Raw genomic sequence first — 15763 nt, forward strand, 5'->3', positions numbered from 1 at the left:
AATCTTCGGGCCATTGAGAGCCGGGTGGCGATTGCCTGGGGCAGTTTAATCTTGAATAATCAGCGATTGAGAATGACTTGCAGACGCTAATGACTCCCGCAGCTGGCTCACCCAGTATCCTGACAATCGAAGATGACCCTGTGCTGGGTGCTTATGTGCATGAGCATCTGGGCCGCTGTGGCTTCCAGGTGACCTGGTGCCAGAACGGCCAGCAAGGTCTGCAAATGGCCCGCGACCAGGCGTTCGACGTGGTGTTGATGGATATCCTGCTGCCCGGGATGGACGGGTTGTCGATCCTCACCCACCTGCGCCAGAGCCATGCGATCCCGGTGATCCTGATGTCGGCGCTGGGCGCAGAAGCCGACCGTATCAGTGGCTTTCGCCTCGGTGCGGACGACTATCTGCCCAAGCCGTTCAGCATGATCGAGCTGCGGGTGCGCATTGAAGCGATCTTGCGCCGCGTGGCCCTGGATCGGCGCCCGCTGCCCACGCCTCGGGCGGTGCGCGACGACACTCGCACGCTGCGCTTTGACGACGAGCTGTGCGATGTCTTTTATCAGGCACACTGGGCCGGGCTGACCCGCAGCGAATACCGTCTGTTGGAAACCCTGCACCGCAATGCTGACGAAGTGCTCAGCAAAGCCTTCCTTTATCAGCATGTGTTGCAGCGCGGTTATGCGCCCCACGACCGCAGTCTGGACATGCATGTCAGCCAGATTCGACGCAAGCTCAAGGCCATCGGCTACAGCGAGTGTGAAGTGCGCACGGTATGGGGCAAGGGTTACGTACTGAGCGGCCATGATGAAGGGCTTTGAGCGGTTGCCGGGCAAGCATTCGTTATTCTGGAAACTGGCCTGCCTGCTGATCGCTTTCTGTTTGCTGATGATTTGGCTCAGTTGGTCCTGGGGCCGCTACATGGAAGAGCAGAATGCCTACGTGGCCGAGGAGTCGCGCGAGATTCTGCGGGGTTATGCCGCGGGCGCCGAACTGGCCTGGAGTACCCAGGGCAGGGCAGGCGTGGATGCCTGGTTAGCGCTTATGGCCAAGCGTGAGTCCACGTGGATCGGTGTGATCGGCAACGACTTGCAGTCTTTGAGCAGCACGCCACTGAGTGACAAGGAAAGCCAGCGCCTGACCTTTCTGCGCGGGTTGGAGTGGCCTGTCAGCCGGCATGTCAAAGGCCTGCCGTGGATGAAAATCCCGTTTCCGGTCGACCCAGGCGCGGGTTCACTGGTGATTGAACTGCCCCAGCGTTTCATGCCTGGGCGCTACCAGTTGTTTTGGCGCGTGGTGACCAATGGCGTGATTCCAGGCCTGTTTACGCTGTTGCTGTGTATTGGGCTTTACCGGCTTTTGATCATGCCCCTGAATCAATTGCGTGAGCAGGCCAATGCCTGGCGCGCCGATCAATTGAATACGCGCATGTCGCGCGAGGCTACCAGCCGTCAGGACGAGCTGGGTGAACTGGGCCGGGCCTTTGACCATATGTCCGAGCGCTTGCAGGGCACGGTGGTGTTGCAGCAACAACTGTTGCGGGACATGTCCCATGAGCTGCGCACACCGTTGAGCCGTTTGCGCGTGGCCTGCGACAGCGAACAGGATTTGACGCAGTTGCGTGAGCGCCTGGGCCGGGAAATCGATGCCATGCAGCGCCTGGTGGAAGACAGCCTGCAGCTGGCCTGGCTGGACAGCGAACGCACGCCGTTGCCCAATGAAGATATTCAACTTCCGGCCCTGTGGGACATGCTGAGGGAAAACGCCTGCTTTGAAAGTGACTGGCCGGCGTCGCGTTTACCTTGCCGGTTGCCCGCAGACTGCTGGGTACAGGGCAACCTGAACGCGCTGGCTCAGGCCCTGGAAAACATCCTGCGTAACGCCATTCGGCATTCGCCCCCGCACGGGCGGGTGCTGCTTGATGGCTGTCGAGACGCTGATTACTGGCATATCTGGCTGGAGGATCAGGGCGCCGGCATTGATGAGCGTGACCTGGAGCGAATTTTCGCGCTTTTCACACGCTTGGAAGGGTCACGGCCCGGTGATGGCGGTTTCGGCCTGGGCCTGAGCATCGCCCGTAATGCCATACAGCGTCAGGGCGGGCGTTTGTGGGCGGAAAATACCGGGCAAGGCCTGCGGGTCCATTTGCGTCTGTTGGCGCGTTAGCTTTTTTTCACGCGCGACGCTGCTTGCGCTTCTTCCACTGGTGCGCGACCCACCAACGCCAATAGCCCATGGTCAGGCAGTAGGCCATCGCGCCCAACACCAGCCCCAAGACCACCGACCCCAACAGGAATGGCTGCCACAGCGTGCTCAACTGGCCGCTGATCCACTCCCAGGTGAGGTTGTCCGGCAGGCTGCGCGGCGGCACGTTCATCAGCCAGGCACCGGTCAGGTAAGTGCAGATAAACACCACCGGCATGGTGATCGGGTTGGTCAGCCACACCAGGCTGACGGCGATAGGCATATTGCCGCGCACCACAATCGCCAGGATCGCGGCCAGCAACATCTGCAGCGGAATCGGGATGAATGCCGCGAACAGGCCCACCGCCATGGCGCGCGCGACGGAGTGCCGGTTCAGGTGCCAGAGGTTGGGGTCATGCAGCAACGTGCCGAGAAATCGTAAAGACTTGTGTTCCCTGATACTCGTGGGATCGGGCATGTACCGTTTGAATAAGCGGCGGGGCATAAGGGGTCCAGGTCAGTTCGAGGGGCAAGTATGCCCGCATTCTATAAACAGAAAATTCAGACTTTGTGACAAAACATCATCGGCAGCGCTGGGCGAGCGACTAAGACTGAGTGGATCACTTGCAAAGGATGATTCATGAAAATCGGCATGTTTGCGCTCGGACTTGGCCTGCTTTCGTTGCGACTTTTGCCCGCACTGCCGCCTACCGGATGGTTACTGGCCATTTGGGTGATTGCATTGATGTTGTTGCCTTTTCGCACCTACCCGGTGGCCTTTTTCCTGTTCGGATTGGGCTGGGTGTGCCTGAGCGCGCAGTGGGCGTTGGACGACCGTCTGAAGCCGGCGCTGGATGGTCAGACGCGCTGGGTAGAAGGCCGCGTGACCGGGTTGGCGCAGCAGACGAGCACCGGCGTACGGTTTGAACTGACCGACAGTCGGTCACGCACAGCCCGCTTACCCAAGCGCATTCGGGTGTCCTGGCACGGTGGCCCGCCAGTCAACAGCGGTGAGCGTTGGCGCCTGGCGATCACGTTGAAGCGGCCAACTGGGCTGCTCAACTTTCACGGTTTTGACCACGAAGCCTGGCTCCTGGCCCAACGTATCGGGGCCACGGGATCGGTCAAGGACGGCCAGCGCCTGGCGCCAGCCCGCAATGCCTGGCGCGATGCTGTCCGGCAACGCTTGGCGGCGGTGGACGCCCAAGGGCGCGAGGCGGGTTTGGCGGCGTTGGTATTGGGCGATGGCTCTGGGCTGGCTGCCAGCGACTGGCAGGTATTGCAGGACACCGGAACCGTGCACCTGCTGGTGATTTCCGGCCAGCACATCGGCTTGCTGGCAGGGTTGATCTACGGCCTGGTGGCCGGGCTCGCCCGCCACGGCTGTTGGCCTCGAGCCTTGCCGTGGCTGCCATGGGCGTGTGGCCTGGCCTTTGCCGCCGCGCTGGGATACGGCCTGTTGGCTGGGTCTGGTGTGCCGGTACAACGGGCCTGTGTGATGGTTGGCCTGGTATTGCTGTGGCGTTTGCGCTTCCGGCATTTGGGGATCTGGTGGCCACTGTTGTTGGCGCTCGACGCCGTGCTGGTGCTGGAGCCGTTGGCGAGTTTGCAGCCGGGGTTCTGGTTGTCGTTCGCGGCCGTCGCGGTGCTGGTACTGGCCTTCAGCGGGCGCTTGGGGCCATGGAGTCTGTGGCACGCATGGATGCGTCCACAGTGGTTGATTGCCATCGGTTTATTTCCGTTACTGCTGGTGCTGGGCTTGCCTGTAAGCCTGAGCGCGCCAGTGGCGAATCTGTTTGCCGTGCCATGGATCAGCCTGGTGGTATTGCCATTGGCGCTGCTGGGGACTGCACTGCTGGCGATTCCGTTTGTGGGTGAAAGCTTGCTGTGGCTGGCCGGCGGCACCCTTGATGGGCTTTTCAGGGCCCTGACGCTGCTGGCGAGCCAGCAGCCCGCCTGGATACCGGCCGAGGTGCCCCTGGTGTATTGGTGTGTAAGCCTGGCGGGCGCGGTGTTGTTGCTGCTGCCCCAAGGCCTGCCGTTTCGGCTGCTGGGCTGGCCAATGCTGATGCTCGCGGTCTTTCCACCCAGGCAGCCCGTGCCTGTTGGGCAGGTTGAAGTGGTGCAGTTGGATGTCGGCCAGGGACAGGCGCTGGTCCTGCGCACGCGTCATCACACCTTGCTTTACGATGCGGGGCCGCGTTCCGGCGAGTTTGATCTTGGCGCGCGTGTGGTGCTGCCCGCGTTGAAAAAGCTCGGGGTCGAGACCTTGGACCTGTTGGTGATCAGCCATGCTCACGCGGACCACGCGGGCGGTGCGGCAGCAGTTGCCCAAGGGCTTGCAGTCCAGCGGGTAATCGGAGGAGAAACCCAAGGCTTGCCGGCATTGCTCGATGCTCAACCCTGTGTCAGTGGCGAGCAATGGGAGTGGGACGGTGTGGCGTTTGAACTGTGGCAGTGGCCTGGCGCCACTAGCAGCAATCCGAAATCCTGTGTATTGGGTGTAAGCGCCAACGGCGAACGCCTGCTGTTGACCGGCGATATTGACCGCGCTGCCGAACGGGCCTTCCTCGCGTCCCCCCTGGCGGTACGGACCGATTGGCTGCAGGCGCCGCATCATGGCAGTCGCAGTTCTTCATCCTGGCCCTTGCTGGAACAACTTGCGCCCAAATCGGTCCTGATCTCACGGGGGCGTGGCAACGCGTTCGGTCATCCGCACCCGCAAGTGCTGGCGCGTTATCAGGCGTTGGGCAGTCGCGTGTACGACAGCGCCGAGCAAGGCGCCGTGCGGGTGCAATTGGGCGCCTTTCAACCACCTGATGTTGCTCGCAGTCAACGCCGCTTCTGGCGTGACGCGTTACCCTAAACCAACATCGCCCAGGGCCCGGGCCCGCGACGGGCGGGCCGGTGGCTGACGAGCCACGCTGACGAACCTATATGGTAAAGTGGCGCACTTTTTCGAGGGGACATTCACTGTGTGGGAATTGGTCAAATCCGGCGGCTGGATGATGTTGCCGATCATCTTGAGCTCCATCGCCGCACTCGGCATCGTCGCCGAACGCCTGTGGACCCTGCGTGCCAGCCGCATCACGCCCGAGCATTTGCTGGGGCAGGTGTGGGGCTGGATCAAAAACAAGCAACTGGATAAAGACAAACTCAAGGAATTGCGCGCCAACTCCCCCCTGGGTGAAATCCTGGCTGCCGGCCTTGCCAACTCCAAGCATGGTCGCGAGATCATGAAAGAGTGCATTGAGGAAGCCGCCGCCCGGGTCATCCACGAGATGGAGCGCTATATCAATGCGCTCGGCACCATCGCGGCCATGGCGCCATTGCTCGGCCTGCTGGGGACGGTGTTGGGCATGATTGATATTTTCAGCTCGTTCATGGGCTCAGGCATGACCACCAATGCCGCGGTATTGGCAGGCGGTATCTCCAAGGCCTTGATTACAACGGCTGCGGGTCTGATGGTCGGTATTCCTTCGGTGTTTTTCCACCGTTTCCTGCAACGCCGCATCGATGAACTCGTCGTCGGTATGGAGCAGGAAGCCATCAAACTGGTGGAAGTGGTGCAGGGCGATCGTGATGTCGATTTCGTCGAGGGCCGGGTGTGAAATTTCGCCGCAAGCAACGGGAAAACGTTGATATCAACCTCGCGTCGCTGATTGACGTGGTGTTCATCCTGCTGCTGTTCTTCGTCGTCACCACCACGTTCACCCGGCAAACCCAGCTGCGTGTCGACTTGCCGGAAGCGGTGAGCGGCTCGCCGGCCGAGGACCAGGATGCCAAGCAATTGGATATTGCCATCAGCGCCGACGGGGTGTTTTCGGTGAATAACCAATTGCTTGAGAAAAATGACCTCACCAGCCTGATGGACGCCTTGCAGAAAGAATCCGGCGGCGATACCAACATGCCACTTTCGATCAGTGCAGACGGCAAAACCCAGCATCAAGCCGTGATCACCGCGATGGATGCTGCCGGCAAGCTCGGCTTCACCCATCTGCGCATGACCACCGTAGAGGCGGCGGCCCAACCCTGATGGCCATGTCCGATCGTTTGCTCAAGGCCTGGTACGAAGGCCACCCGGCACTCACGCTGCTGCGGCCGCTGGAGTCTTTGTATCGCCGCGTGGTGCAGCGCAAACGTGCGCGTTTTCTGACGGGCGAGGGCGCGATCTATCAATCGCCGGTACCGGTGGTGGTGGTCGGTAATATCACTGTGGGCGGCACGGGCAAAACGCCGCTGATTCTGTGGCTTATCGATCACTGCCGGCGCAGTGGTTTGCGGGTAGGGGTGGTCAGTCGCGGTTACGGGGCCAAACCGCCGCAGTTGCCGTGGCGGGTCGAGGCCAGCCAAAGCCCTGAAGTGGCCGGTGACGAGCCGTTGCTGATCGTGCAGCGCAGCGGCGTCCCGCTGATGATTGACCCAGACCGCAGTCGCGCGGTGAAAGCGCTGCTGGCCAGCGAGCCCCTTGACCTGATTCTTTCCGACGACGGCCTGCAGCATTACCGCCTGGCCCGAGACCTTGAACTGGTGTTGATCGACGCCGCCCGTGGCCTCGGCAACCGCCGTTGCTTGCCGGCCGGGCCCTTGCGTGAGCCGGTCGAGCGTCTGCAGAGTGTCGATGCGCTGCTCTATAACGGTGCCGCGTCCGATCGCGAGGATGGCTTCGCCTTCCGTCTGCAACCCACAGCGCTGATCAATTTGAAAACCGGTGAGCGCCAGCCCGCCGATTATTTTCCGGTGGGCCAGCAGGTCCATGCGGTCGCGGGTATTGGCAACCCGCAGCGTTTCTTCACTACCCTTGAAACGCTACACTGGCTGCCGATACCGCATGCGTTTGCCGACCACGCGCCCTACAGCGCCGATGTCTTGAATTTTACGCCGGCATTGCCGCTGGTCATGACCGAAAAGGACGCGGTGAAGTGCCGCGCCTTTGCCCGTCCCGACTGGTGGTACCTTGCAGTGGATGCGCTGCCGTCACCGGCGTTTGTCGCCTGGTTCGACACGCAACTGATGCGCTTGCTGCCCGCCCGACTCTTGCCTTAAATCGCTTTTACCCAGGAAACGCTCATGGACACCAAACTGCTCGACATCCTCGCTTGCCCGATCTGCAAAGGCCCGCTCAAGCTAAGCGCCGACAAAACCGAGCTGATCAGCAAAGGCGCCGGCCTGGCTTACCCGATCCGCGATGGCATCCCGGTGATGCTGGAGAGCGAAGCCCGTACCCTGACCACCGATGAGCGTCTGGATAAATGACCACCGCCTTTACCGTTGTCATTCCTTCGCGCTACGCATCGACCCGCTTGCCGGGTAAGCCGCTGCAATTGATCGGCAACAAGCCGATGATCCAGCTGGTGTGGGAGCAGGCCTGCAAAAGCAGCGCCGAACGGGTCGTGGTGGCCACCGATGACCCGCGCATCATCGAGGCCTGCAAAGGTTTTGGCGCTGAAGCGGTGTTGACCCGCGAAGACCACAATTCCGGCACCGACCGCCTGGCCGAAGTCGCCACACAGCTGGGCTTGGCGGCGGATGCAATTGTGGTCAATGTGCAGGGCGACGAGCCATTGATCCCGCCGAGCGTGATCGATCAGGTCGCCGCCAACCTGGCTGCCCATGGCGAAGCGCGCATGGCGACCCTGGCCGAGCCTATTGAAGACATCGACACCCTGTTCAACCCGAACGTGGTCAAGGTGGTCAGCGACATCAATGGGCTGGCGCTGACCTTCAGCCGCTCGACCCTGCCCTGGGCGCGCGATGCGTTTGCCAAGCGCCGCGACGTCTTGCCGGAGGGCGTGCCTTACCGCCGCCACATCGGTATCTATGCCTATCGCGCAGGTTTCCTGCATGACTTTGTCAGCTGGGGCCCGTGCTGGTTGGAAAACACCGAATCTCTGGAGCAACTGCGTGCCTTGTGGCATGGCGTGCGTATCCATGTAGGCGACGCGCTGGAAGCACCGCCGGCCGGTGTCGATACCCACGAAGACCTTGAGCGCGTCCGTCGCCTGCTGGGGGCCTGATGGAGGTTCTGTTTGTCTGCCTGGGCAACATCTGTCGTTCGCCCACCGCCGAGGGCGTATTGCGCCATAAACTGCGCGAAGCGGGCTTGGCAGGCCAGGTCGAAGTGGCGTCTGCGGGCACCGGTGAATGGCATGTCGGCAACCCGCCGGACCAGCGTAGCCAGCGTGCGGCGTTGCTGCGCGGGTATGATCTGTCGGCTCAGCGCGCCCAACAGGTCTCGCGTGCCGACTTCGCGCGTTATGACCTGATTCTGGCCATGGACCACAGCAACCTGCGCAACCTCAAGGCGCTGCACACCGGGCAGGGTAAAGCAGAGCTGGACTTGTTCCTGCGCCGTTTTGAGTCTGAAGTGGACGAGGTGCCAGACCCTTACTACGAAGGTGAACAAGGCTTTGAACGGGTTCTTGACCTGATCGAGCGCGCCTGTGATTTATTGGTGATCGAATTGAAGGGGCGGTTATGACCTTGCACGTGCTTGCGCAGGTATCGCTCAAGCCATTCAACAGCTTTGGCATCGACGTACGCGCCCAATTGTTTGCCGAGGCCCATAGTGACGCCGATGTCCGCGAGGCCCTGGCTTATGCGACTGCGCACGCAGTGCCGCTGCTGGTGATCGGTGGCGGCAGCAACTTATTGCTGACCCAGGACATTCAAGCGTTGGTGTTACGCATGGCGACCCAAGGCATTCGCGTGTTGCAGGATGATGGGCAGCAGGTGGTGGTCGAGGCCGAAGCGGGCGAAGCGTGGCACCCGTTTGTACTGTGGACCCTGGAGCACGGTTTCTGCGGTCTTGAAAACCTCAGCCTGATCCCCGGCACTGTCGGTGCCGCGCCGATGCAGAACATTGGTGCCTATGGTGTAGAGATCAAGGATGTGTTTGCCGGCCTGACTGCTCTGGACCGCCAAACGGGCGAGCTGCGCGACTTCAGCCTGCAAGAGTGCAACTTCGCTTACCGCGACAGCCTGTTCAAACACGAAACCGGGCGCTGGTTGATTCTGCGCGTGCGTTTTGCCTTGAGTCGCACCAGTCACCTGAAGCTCGACTACGGCCCGGTGCAGCAGCGCCTGGCCGGGCAGGGGATCACCGAGGCGACGCCCAGCGACGTCAGCCGCGCAATCTGCAGCATCCGCCGCGAAAAACTGCCGGACCCGGCGGAGCTGGGTAATGCCGGGAGCTTTTTCAAGAACCCGCTGGTGTCTCAAGCGCTTGCCGCAGAGCTACAGGCGCTGTATCCGGACCTGGTGGCTTACCCGCAGGCTGACGGGCAGATGAAACTCGCGGCCGGCTGGCTGATCGATAAGGCCGGCTGGAAGGGCTTTCGTGATGGCGATGCGGGCGTGCATAAGATGCAAGCACTGGTGCTGGTCAACTATGGTGCGGCGACAGGGCACGATATTGCCGACCTGGCGCTGCGTATCCAGCAGGACATTGCTGAACGCTTCAAGGTTGAGCTGGAAATGGAACCTAATCGGTATTGAACCGTTAGAAACAAAAATGCCCCGCATCTTTCGATGCGGGGCATTTTTTATGGCGCTAGCAATCAGTCATCACGGCCCATGATGCCGAAGATCTGCAACAGGCTGATGAACAGGTTGTAGATCGATACATACAGGCTGATGGTCGCCATGATGTAGTTGCGCTCACCGCCGTGGATGATGGCGCTGGTCTGGAACAGGATGCAAACAGAGGAGAACAGCACAAACCCTGCGCTGATCGCCAACTGCAGGCCGCTGATCTGGAAGAACATGCCTGCGACCACTGCTGCCAGCAACACGAAGAAGCCAGCGGTGATGAAACCGCCCAGGAAACTCATGTCCTTGCGGCTGATCAGCACGTAGGCCGACAGACCACCAAAGACCAGGGCCGTCATGGCAAACGCCGAGCTGACCACTTCCGCGCCGCCGGCCATGCCGAGGTAGCGGTTGAGGATCGGGCCGAGTATAAAGCCCATGAAACCCGTCAAGGCAAACGCCGACACCAGACCCCAGGCCGAGTCACGCAGCTTGTTGGTCAGGAAAAACAGACCGTAGAAACCGATCAATACGACAAAGATATTCGGGTAGCCAACGCGCATTTGCTGCGCTACATACGCCATTAAGCCGCTGAATGCGAGGGTAAGGGCGAGCAAGCCGTACGTATTGCGCAACACGCGGCTGACTTCAAGCTGCTCAGCCTGCGCGTTACCATTCACTGCGTAATTCTGTTCGCGCATGGCGACACTCCTTCAGTTTTGAAACGTTCAGTCGCAAAGATCATAACAGACGCTCTGTAACAAGCGATGCCGAGAGTTTGACAGTGTGTTTCATTCGGGTATTATGGCGCCCGCTGACACGGGATGGGCTACTATAATCCTGTGATGCAAAAGGGAAATTGGCAGAGTGGTTGAATGCACCGGTCTTGAAAACCGGCGAACGTTAATAGCGTTCCCAGGGTTCGAATCCCTGGTTTCCCGCCAAGATTTACAAAAAAGCCTCGCGAAAGCGGGGCTTTTGCGTTTCTGGGGGTTGGTGTCGCCGCCATCTTAACGGCTGATCGTTTCCGCATCATTTCAGGCAGTTTCCGCAACTCGTTGCAAATTGCGGTCACCGAGTTGGCTTCACGATCTCTCCGACACGTCGATAAACTGTTTCGGTTATCCGCTTGTCCGTGTGTCCCAACAGTCGGCTTGCATCCCCCAGGTCGAGGATCTCGCTTGCCGCTTTCGGGCGAATATCACGGAATTGGAATTGGCGAATGCTGGCCGCCAACACCCCGTCGCCTTTCTCTTTGGCGGTTGCGATAGCCTTGTCGCGTGCGTCGTCGAAGCGAAGGCGAAGCATGTGCTTGGTAACCTGCCGGCCATCCTCGGTGATGATCAGGTATGGGTTGCGCACTCCTCGCGAATGTCTCTGCTCGATAAGTCTTGCAACCAGGGTGCCCAGGTCATTGAACGCGCCGGCGGCGGTCAGGCGTATGCGCAGCTTCTTGGATGTCTTGCCTTGGGATACCTGCAGGAATTCGTTAACGGCGTCCGCCTCCCGCATCGACAGCGTGTCCGCTGGGCGTTGGGCAGTAAGATAGGCCAAGCCCATTGCATCACGCAGTTCCGAGGCCGCAACTGCGTATACCGCGCTCCATATCTCCTCGGTAGCGTAAAAGTCTCGCGGAGCTTCTTTGTTCTTGCGCACGCCGGCAGCAGGGTTGTTTTCAGTAAGACCCCATTCGCGCGCTATGTTGTAGATGTGCGACAGCAGTGAGAGCTCGCGGTTGGCCCGTACCTTCGCTGTCCTGCTGTCTCTGTACTGCGCGATGATCTGCGGCGTCACAGCATCAATGGGCGCATCGTTGAACGCTTTGCGCAGTTGCTTCAGGCTCAGCAGATTATCGCTTTGTGTCTTTGGCGCCTTGCCTGGGATGATCTCCCGCTCGTAACGATCGAACACCTGGGTCAGCAGTGCGTTTTTCGTCGGCACTGGCCTTGCAATCGAGCTTTGCCCATTCAGCCTTGGCGATATCCAAGTCACCCCCGAGCGGGATCTCAACCCGCTTCCCGTCTTCATCCCTCCCGTCGTAGTAATACCCAACCCACTCATTACCACCTTTCAGCGTGCGCACCCGCCGAATCATTCGCGGCGGTAGGTCCCTGTTTGCCGCCTTTTTTGCTCGCATCGTTTTATCCTACTTTTGACAGATCCAGCGACCAGGCTTCAGCCGCGACGTTTTCTGCTGATGGTTTCACGCCGGCCAGCTTCAGCCGGGCATAGACCCGTCCGACAACCGGCCGGCGCGCTCGGGTCAGCAGGTACTTCCAGCCGTTCCGGTTGTGCCAGGCGATCTGGCCTGACGGGATCATGTAGCCAGTGATTGCCACTCTGAAAGGGGGGATGGTCACTTTTAGCTCTTGACCCTTCAGTGTTCTTCGTTAACAAATCATGGGCCTCCACAACCGTCATGCCGAGGCGTTCGGCGATCAGGACTTCCAGGCGGGCGCCCTTTGAATGCTCCCAGCCGGGCAACAGGGCGATCACACCGCACAGTCCAAGGCGGGTCAGGTCATAGGCCATGTAGTCGGCCCACTGGGTACCCTCAACGATGCCGTGGTCTGCCGGATTTTCGACTTCGTAGCCTTGGGCGCGCAGTTGATCGGCCACGGCGTTGAAGGCCGGGTAGTTGAAGTCGTCGATGCCAGTCATGGGCCCGGCAACGTAGACGCGGTTGGCGTGGGATGCCTGGAGGGTCACGCCTGGCAGCAGGAACGACTTGATGCGATCAACTGCCCGATCAACAGGCGCCTGGATGAATGACGGAAGAGGCTCGTTCGCCGGCGGCGTGGTTCGAGTAACAGCAGCGATCATGCCGACGAGTGAGTCGGTAACAATGCTTCGGATGTCTGTCTTGCGGTTTTCTGTAGGCATGGGGAGTCCTTGCCGGGCCATGCCCGGGCGGAGGAGTGGATTGATTTGAACTGCTGATTCCACCAGGTGCCGAAACAGCTACCACCCAGAGGACATAGCGATGACTGAAGAAAAGAAGAAAGAGCCTGAGCAAGAAACCCCAGCGCATTCCACCGAGGAAGAGCGGGAACGCCTAAAGGACTTCAACAAAGACGGCATACCGCCTGGCGCTTGCTGATCGTCAAGCCACGCGTGCTTGGCGTTGTTCGGCGCGCCATGGGCCATTGGCGCGCACCAGCGCTGCCATCGGCGGCGGGCTGACGCTGTTGCCACACATGTGCACCTGTTGGGTTTTGGTGAACGGCTTTCCGTCGGCGCCGTGGCTGATGATGTAGTCAGCCGGGAAGCCCTGGGCCTTGTACAGTTCGGCCGGCTTCAGCATCCGCAGGCAGATATCGACGATCACGTAGGGCGTGCCCTTCACCATCACGGTGACCATGGCCAGGCGGTCCATGGTGGTGATCGTCGGCGCCGGAGAGTCGCATGGGCTGATGTTCTCGGTACCGTAGTAGCTGATCAGGAACGCAGCGACCCGCAGGGCACCGGCTTTGTGCTCAGGCGATAACGTGAGCGACACCAGCGAGCTCTTGCCCCCGCCACCGGCAGTCATGGTCGGCGCCGGCTCTTCCAGGCCCTGGCCAATGCTGCCGCCGAATGCCCGCTCCATGAATGCGCTGACCAACCCGTGGTGCTGGCCGCCGGCGCTGATGGTGTGCAGCGGATCATTTACGTCCCGTGCATCGCAGTTGCCGCGCATGTGCACCAGGTTTGCTGCAACCAATGCGTGGTGTTGGCCGGTGGTCACCGTCGGCACTGGCCCGGCAAGATCGCTGGGAGCATGGCCCGTGGTGTTCGTGATCAAAGTCGCGCTGACCAACTGCTGCTGGCTGCCGGTGTCGGTCACCGTGGTCATGGGTTCGTGCATGCCCTCGGCGTGCGTGGTGTTGAATCCGCCGTTCGCCTGGATCATCACCGCCGTGCTGACGGACTGCCCGCCGCCGCTTGCAGTGACGGTGCCCACCGGCCCGCAGATGTCATTGACCCCGTGGGAGCGGCGTTTGTTTGCGCCAGAACCTTCGCCGTGCCCGGCCTGGACGATGCAGGCCGAAGCCGGCGCTCGGTGGTTCTGTGTCATAAGCGTGCCGGTCGGCTGGTCGACGCTCACCGGCTTGCCGGAATACTCAGGCCCACCGGCTCCAACCATCAACGGGCTGATCAGCGTCAGCTCGCCGCGGTTTGCGCAGGTCACCGTCGGCAACGGGTCGAGCGGGTCGTTGATTCGGTCGCTGCTCTGGTGCGTTGCCGGTGCGATGATCGGGCTGACCACCGAGAAGGCGCCGCCCTTTGGGTAGGAGGTGATTGTGCGCAGCGGTTCACCGGCTGACTGCACTGCCTCGCCGGACCAATTGGCGATCGGCACAATGAATGGCGCGGCACTATCGATGACGAACTTCTTCATGCCCTTGGCAACGCGGCGCAGGGTGGCCGGGGCCAGGTCTTTCTTGCGGCCGAAAAATGCTTTTGCCCAGGTCGGTGAAGTCGATGCAGTCGGCGGCTGTTTTCCACTTCTGCTGGCCTTTGGCAGGGTTCTTGGCGTGGGTCGGCTCCGGCCACACGATTGGCTGGCCGTCGCACCGGGCGATCATGAACAGGCGTTCCCGGCTGGTCGGCGCGCCGAAGTCGCAGGCCTTGATGACTTTCCACTCAACGACATAGCCCATGCCCTCGAGCAGAGCCACGAAGCGGCGCCAGGTACGGCCGCGCCGCTTGGGGTCAGGGATCAGGAACTGCTGGCCCACCGGCACGACCTCACCAGGTGCGGCAACGTCGCCGCCGAGTTTCACCACCCGGCCGGTGGCCTTGTCGCGCTTGGCGATCAAGCGGCCCCACTGCAGGATCTGCTTCACGTTCTCCAGGCTGATCACCCGGGGCCGCTTCATGCCAGCCCACTTGAGGCCGATCCACGAAAGGTTGCGGATCTCGCGTTTGCGCGGCTGGCCGCCGGCCGCCTGGCGGTGGTGCGTGCAGTCCGGCGACATGTGGAACCATCCCACGGCCTTGCCGCCGCACTCGGTGTCCGGGTCACCCTCGAACACGTCGGTGGTGAAGTGCCGGGCGCCTGGGTGATTCACGGTGTGCATGCTGATCGCTTGCGGGCTGTGGTTCTTCGCCACGTTCACCGTGCGGCCCAGGCCCATTTCCAGGCCGGTACCGGTCCCGCCGCCACCACAGAAGAAGTCGACAACGATCTCATCGTCCTGAGTGTTGAAGCCGAGTCCGTATTGGGTTTTGAAATCGAAGGGGTGTTTCTTCTGTTGTGCGGACATAGGGGCTTATCTCCCGTGATTTTCGTGATAGCCGAGACTGTTTTCGAAGGATTTTCTGGCGGCCGCTGCATCAAACTTTGATGAGTAGCGCCCCAGGGTTATTTGTTTGCCTGCCAGGTATCCGAAAGATCGCCATAGACCTCGCGAATCCCACGAGACACCGGAGACTCCGCTGGAGTTTTTGCAACTGCGCTTTTGGTTTCTGGCGTTTTCCACTGGGCTCGCCGCGCGGAGGTTGATCCAGCGGTTGTCAGTCTTTTGGCCGTTGATGTGATCTACGAACTCGGGCGGGTGCTGGCTGAGCATGTAGACGAATGCGAGTCTGTGCAGGTTGTGCCGCTTCCTGTCGATCATCACCGTCAGATAGCCACTGGAAACCAAGCTCCCCGCTATTGAGCCCGCGGGTGTTCGGCTTCTGCTCACCAGCCAGGTGAACACGCCAGTCTCAGCGGAGTAGGCGAGGATTGATTTCAGGTATTCCGGGGTAATAGGCATGGCTTCGCCTCGCCGGCTGGCGTGATTCGTTGATATGGGGTATTACGGGTGACCGGCATGGAGCCGGATCAAGGAGAGATAAATGGCTGGATCACGTGAAATCGCACTTGAACAAGCACTGGTTGCTTTAATCGCTGCAGCAGAAAAAAGCGATGTTGATATGCATGCGTGGCTGGGCAAAGCCACCGGTTACATCATGGATAGCGGTGGACATTTCAACCTCGGTTCTGCATACAGCGTCAGGGCATGCAAGGAAATTAGCGACGCGCACGCGGACGTATTAACGAGAATCGAAGCTGACTAGGAGATAG

At 60.7% G+C, this 15763-nt stretch carries 15 protein-coding genes, 1 tRNA gene and 3 pseudogenes; 12 read left to right on the top strand and 7 right to left on the bottom strand.

All coding sequences use genetic code 11. The features are described from left to right. The first annotated feature begins 89 nt into the window (after positions 1-89). Both AACW30_RS24420 and AACW30_RS24425 read left to right on the top strand, forming a co-directional pair. On the top strand, positions 90-815 hold the full coding sequence (locus tag AACW30_RS24420; RefSeq protein ID WP_124417836.1) for a response regulator transcription factor: 726 nt from the start codon (positions 90-92) through the stop codon (positions 813-815). Further along, positions 802-2160 carry a sensor histidine kinase gene (locus AACW30_RS24425; RefSeq protein ID WP_200623761.1) on the top strand — a complete coding sequence of 453 codons (1359 nt, stop codon included), beginning with the start codon at positions 802-804 and terminating at the stop codon, positions 2158-2160. Before AACW30_RS24420 ends, AACW30_RS24425 begins: the two co-directional genes overlap by 14 nt. Positions 2161-2167: 7 nt before the next feature. Here AACW30_RS24425 and AACW30_RS24430 read toward each other — a convergent pair whose 3' ends face one another. After that, a complete protein-coding gene (locus AACW30_RS24430) occupies positions 2168-2683 on the bottom strand; it encodes a DUF2062 domain-containing protein (RefSeq protein WP_200623645.1) in 516 nt (171 codons plus the stop codon). A 135-nt stretch (positions 2684-2818) separates the two neighbouring features. On the opposite strand from AACW30_RS24430, the gene AACW30_RS24435 reads away from it, so the two are divergent. The 8 genes from AACW30_RS24435 (at position 2819) to murB (ending at position 9675) form a co-directional block, all read left to right on the top strand. Next, complete coding sequence (locus AACW30_RS24435; RefSeq protein ID WP_200623646.1) at positions 2819-5044, top strand: DNA internalization-related competence protein ComEC/Rec2; 2226 nt, start codon at positions 2819-2821, stop codon at positions 5042-5044. A 109-nt stretch (positions 5045-5153) separates the two neighbouring features. Continuing rightward, positions 5154-5789 carry a MotA/TolQ/ExbB proton channel family protein gene (locus AACW30_RS24440; protein ID WP_106579832.1) on the top strand — a complete coding sequence of 212 codons (636 nt, stop codon included), beginning with the start codon at positions 5154-5156 and terminating at the stop codon, positions 5787-5789. Next, complete coding sequence (locus tag AACW30_RS24445; protein WP_106579831.1) at positions 5786-6214, top strand: ExbD/TolR family protein; 429 nt, start codon at positions 5786-5788, stop codon at positions 6212-6214. The genes AACW30_RS24440 and AACW30_RS24445 overlap by 4 nt, the downstream gene beginning before the upstream one ends. Beyond that, positions 6214-7224: a tetraacyldisaccharide 4'-kinase gene (gene lpxK, locus AACW30_RS24450; RefSeq protein WP_200623648.1), complete on the top strand. Its 1011-nt coding sequence runs from the start codon at positions 6214-6216 to the stop codon at positions 7222-7224. Before AACW30_RS24445 ends, lpxK begins: the two co-directional genes overlap by 1 nt. A gap of 24 nt (positions 7225-7248) precedes the next feature. Then, the gene (locus AACW30_RS24455; protein ID WP_003174668.1) at positions 7249-7434 is read left to right on the top strand and encodes a Trm112 family protein; all 186 of its coding nucleotides are present in this window, start codon (positions 7249-7251) and stop codon (positions 7432-7434) included. Further along, entirely contained in the window at positions 7431-8195 is a 765-nt protein-coding gene (gene kdsB, locus AACW30_RS24460) for a 3-deoxy-manno-octulosonate cytidylyltransferase (RefSeq protein WP_106579829.1), read from the top strand. The genes AACW30_RS24455 and kdsB overlap by 4 nt, the downstream gene beginning before the upstream one ends. Then, positions 8195-8659 carry a low molecular weight protein-tyrosine-phosphatase gene (locus tag AACW30_RS24465; RefSeq protein ID WP_200623650.1) on the top strand — a complete coding sequence of 155 codons (465 nt, stop codon included), beginning with the start codon at positions 8195-8197 and terminating at the stop codon, positions 8657-8659. The genes kdsB and AACW30_RS24465 overlap by 1 nt, the downstream gene beginning before the upstream one ends. Further along, positions 8656-9675, top strand: a complete 1020-nt coding sequence (gene murB, locus AACW30_RS24470) for a UDP-N-acetylmuramate dehydrogenase (protein ID WP_179608623.1) — start codon at positions 8656-8658, stop codon at positions 9673-9675. Before AACW30_RS24465 ends, murB begins: the two co-directional genes overlap by 4 nt. A gap of 62 nt (positions 9676-9737) precedes the next feature. Here the strand turns inward: murB and AACW30_RS24475 are convergent, their stop codons facing one another. Beyond that, positions 9738-10409 carry a Bax inhibitor-1/YccA family protein gene (locus AACW30_RS24475; protein ID WP_200623651.1) on the bottom strand — a complete coding sequence of 224 codons (672 nt, stop codon included), beginning with the start codon at positions 10407-10409 and terminating at the stop codon, positions 9738-9740. Positions 10410-10561: 152 nt separating this feature from the next. Between AACW30_RS24475 and AACW30_RS24480 the strand changes: the two genes are divergently transcribed. Then, positions 10562-10652, top strand: a tRNA-Ser gene (locus AACW30_RS24480). A gap of 127 nt (positions 10653-10779) precedes the next feature. Here AACW30_RS24480 and AACW30_RS24485 read toward each other — a convergent pair. The 5 genes and pseudogenes from AACW30_RS24485 to AACW30_RS24505 form a co-directional block, all read right to left on the bottom strand. Continuing rightward, a pseudogene (locus tag AACW30_RS24485) lies at positions 10780-11845 on the bottom strand (tyrosine-type recombinase/integrase). Positions 11846-11849: 4 nt separating this feature from the next. After that, positions 11850-12029: a hypothetical protein gene (locus AACW30_RS24490; RefSeq protein WP_234452507.1), complete on the bottom strand. Its 180-nt coding sequence runs from the start codon at positions 12027-12029 to the stop codon at positions 11850-11852. Positions 12030-12129: 100 nt separating this feature from the next. Continuing rightward, a pseudogene (locus AACW30_RS24495) lies at positions 12130-12612 on the bottom strand (DUF4406 domain-containing protein); the annotation flags it as partial. Between the two features lie 199 nt (positions 12613-12811). After that, positions 12812-14957 (bottom strand): annotated as a pseudogene (locus tag AACW30_RS24500) (DNA cytosine methyltransferase). Positions 14958-14963: 6 nt separating this feature from the next. Beyond that, the gene (locus AACW30_RS24505) at positions 14964-15452 is read right to left on the bottom strand and encodes an HNH endonuclease (RefSeq protein WP_200623652.1); all 489 of its coding nucleotides are present in this window, start codon (positions 15450-15452) and stop codon (positions 14964-14966) included. Positions 15453-15534: 82 nt separating this feature from the next. Between AACW30_RS24505 and AACW30_RS24510 the strand changes: the two genes are divergently transcribed. Beyond that, positions 15535-15756 carry a hypothetical protein gene (locus AACW30_RS24510; RefSeq protein ID WP_200623653.1) on the top strand — a complete coding sequence of 74 codons (222 nt, stop codon included), beginning with the start codon at positions 15535-15537 and terminating at the stop codon, positions 15754-15756. Positions 15757-15763 lie beyond the last annotated feature (7 nt).

This window comes from Pseudomonas sp. MF6747 (assembly GCF_963890955.1).
GTDB lineage: Bacteria > Pseudomonadota > Gammaproteobacteria > Pseudomonadales > Pseudomonadaceae > Aquipseudomonas.